Here is a 2,899-nt window from a genome sequence, read left to right as displayed (position 1 = left end):
CGGTCGAATGAACCGCGAACGCCCCCGGCGACAGTCCGCCGGGGGCGTTCCGAACCGCTCTGCGACCTACTCGGTCGGCTCCGCCGGAGGCAGCGACGGGATCGGCCGTCGTCGGGGTGGACGACGAACCCCTCGACGGAAGTGCGACTGCGGACCTCGTCGGCGAAGGCGCCCTACTGGCCGCTCTCGACCAGCGGCGCACCGGCCGCATGTCGACGGCGATCTCCACCCTGCAACGCGAACAGGACGACATCATCCGGGCTGAGGCGACCGGCCCACTGATCGTCCAGGGCGGTCCCGGCACGGGCAAGACCGTGGTCGCCCTGCACCGCGTCGCGTACCTGCTGTTCACCCACCGGAAGATGACCGACCAGGCGGTCCTGGTCCTGGGTCCCTCGCCGCGGTTCCTCCAGTACATCGCCCAGGTGCTGCCCGCGCTCGGTGAGACCGCCGTCGTCTCGGCGACCTGCGACACCCTGCTGGCCGACATCCACGTCGGCCGCGACGAGAGCCGGCGTCTCGCCGAGATCAAGGGCCGCGCCCTCTGGCAGCCAACGCTCGAAAGCTACGTCACGTCGCTGCTCCCCCGTCCGCGCGAGCTGAAGCTGCGCTGGGAGGGCGAGTTCTACGTCATTCCGGCCGCGACCGTGGCGCAGGCGCTCGCCTCAGCGGTGCAGGGGCGTCCGTACCACCGGGCCCGCGCGGCGTTCGCCGAGCAGTTGCACCACCGTCTGGCCGATGTCGTCGCCGAACAGCGCGAGACGCTGATGGCGGAGATGGAGGAAGGCTTCGAGGACATCCTCGCCCGCGTCGACAAGGGCATGGCGCATGACCACTCCTCCACCGAGGCGTCCACCGGCAGCGACATCAACGGGTTGCTCTCCGAGGAGGAGGTCGAAGAGCTTCGTTGTCGTATCGCCGAGAACACCACCATCGCCCGGTTCATCGAGGCCTGGTGGCCCACCCTCGATCCCGAAACCCTGCTGGGTGGTCTCCTGACCGACCGCACCCTGCTGGCCCGGTTCGCCCCGCAGCTGTCCCCCGAGGAGGTCGCGGCTGTCGCGGCCGAGCCCACCCCCTGGGCATCAAGCGACATCCCTCTTCTCGACGCCCTCGCCGACCTGCTCGGCGACGTCGACACCCCGCAACCACAGGGCGAATTCCTCGCCGAACGTGCTCGCCGCCAGCGCGGTTGGGTGTACGGCCATGTCGTCATCGACGAGGCACAGGAACTGTCCGAGATGCAGTGGCAGATGGTTCTCCGCCGTTGCCCCAGTCGCTCCATCACCGCCGTCGGCGACATCGACCAGGCCGAGGCAGCCCACCGGCACACCAGTTGGGCGCAAGCGGTACGGGCTGCCTTCGGAGACCGCTGGACCGCCGCGGAACTGACCATCTGCTACCGGACCCCGCGCGAGGTCATGGACCTCACCGAACCGGTCTTGAAGAAGGCTGGCAGCCACAACACCCCGCCACGAGCGGTGCGCTCCTCCGGCATCGCCCCCTGGGAGCGGACGATCACACCGGCTGAGCTTGCCGGCGCCGCCGTGGACGCAGTGCGACAGTTGCAGCAACGGTGGCACGGCGGCACGGTCGGCGTCATCGCCCCCGCGGAGCGCATCGCCGCACTCCAAGCCGTGCTGAGTGATGTGCCGGCGCTCACCGCGACCCAGTCCAAGGGACTGGAATGGGACGCGACACTCCTCATCGACCCTCGGGGCATCGCCGCCGAACCGCGCGGTTGGAACGGCCTCTACGTCGCGCTCACCCGATGCACCCAGGAACTCGGACAGCTGACCCTCACTCAGCAGTCCCCACACCTTGACCAGGAGCGGCCGCCCACCTCCTGACGAGCGTCCGGACAAGTCCGAACAGGCCGGTGGGCAGCCCGGAGAGCCCGTTTGGGTTGTGGGTTGGTCGGGCGTCAGCCGGTCCGATCGATAGGCCTGACTGGGTCGGTAGAAGGGTACGGATCGAATGCGGCGGTACGCGTCGGATCTGACTGATACCGAGTGGGAGATCGTGAAGCCGATGCTGCCGTCGCCGCAGTGGATGGGCAAAGCAGAGATGCGCTCCCGCCGGGCGGCCGTCGACGGCATCCTGTAGGTAGTGCGGACCGGGTGCGTGACGGTACCTGTCGGTGGAAGGGCTGGGCGTCAGCGCCCTCGCCGGCCCCGACTACCTCGTCGAGGTCGAGGCCACCGCCGTCATGGACTGAGAGCGCGCTTCACATTGCTGTCAGTCGGATGTGTTGAAGGTGCGGCGTTGTCGGCGGGTGGCGGGTTCGCCCCTGATGCTGTGCGAGTCGTGCGGGTCAGCCGCGTAGGCAGAAAGGATGGCCGGCCGGGTCGCGCAGGACGCGAAAGCGTTCCGGCGCGGGTTGTTGCTCTTCTTTGACGGCTCCGAGTTCGATCGCGCGCGCCTCGGCGTCATCGAGGTCATCGGGCTCGTCGACGGCCAGGTCGAAGTGGATCTGCTGTGATCGTTCGCCCGAGGGCCAGGTCGCTGGGAACCCCGCACGAGGACGTCACCGCCGCACTGAATCACGGCTTCGACGGTGACCGCGCACTGCTCGACCCTCCCCCCGTTCCCGTCATCTAGCACTGCCGGTGTCCGCCGCCCATCAGTGATCATTGAGCGGTGACGACCCCTGCGGCGCCGCCCGCCGACTTCGGCGCGTTCTCGTTGACCGTTCCGCCACTGTTCGCCGCGTTGGCGCCGGCGCGGAGCGTCCTCATCGCCGGAGCGGGCGGGGTTTTGACGTGTACGCGGGCCTGTCCCTGGCGTTAGCCCTGTGGCCCAGCCCGCGAGCACCGGGGCTCCGCATCAGCGGTCGGTCGATCACCGGACGCTCAGGCACCGGACCCGGGTGATCAGCGCGTCCGGCCCACCGGTGCCT

At 69.3% G+C, this 2,899-nt stretch carries 2 protein-coding genes; one reads left to right on the top strand and one right to left on the bottom strand.

The window, feature by feature from the left end; genetic code table 11:
- Positions 1–116 precede the first annotated feature (116 nt).
- The gene (locus tag ABZ749_RS33020; protein ID WP_357234818.1) at positions 117–1,850 is read left to right on the top strand and encodes a UvrD-helicase domain-containing protein; all 1,734 of its coding nucleotides are present in this window, start codon (positions 117–119) and stop codon (positions 1,848–1,850) included.
- A gap of 464 nt (positions 1,851–2,314) precedes the next feature.
- Here ABZ749_RS33020 and ABZ749_RS33015 read toward each other — a convergent pair whose 3' ends face one another.
- Entirely contained in the window at positions 2,315–2,461 is a 147-nt protein-coding gene (locus ABZ749_RS33015) for a VOC family protein (protein WP_357234822.1), read from the bottom strand.
- Positions 2,462–2,899 lie beyond the last annotated feature (438 nt).

The sequence above is a fragment of the Micromonospora sp. NPDC047753 genome (genome assembly GCF_040642735.1).
Lineage (GTDB): Bacteria > Actinomycetota > Actinomycetes > Mycobacteriales > Micromonosporaceae > Micromonospora.
This window is presented reverse-complemented; position numbering and strand designations above follow the sequence as displayed.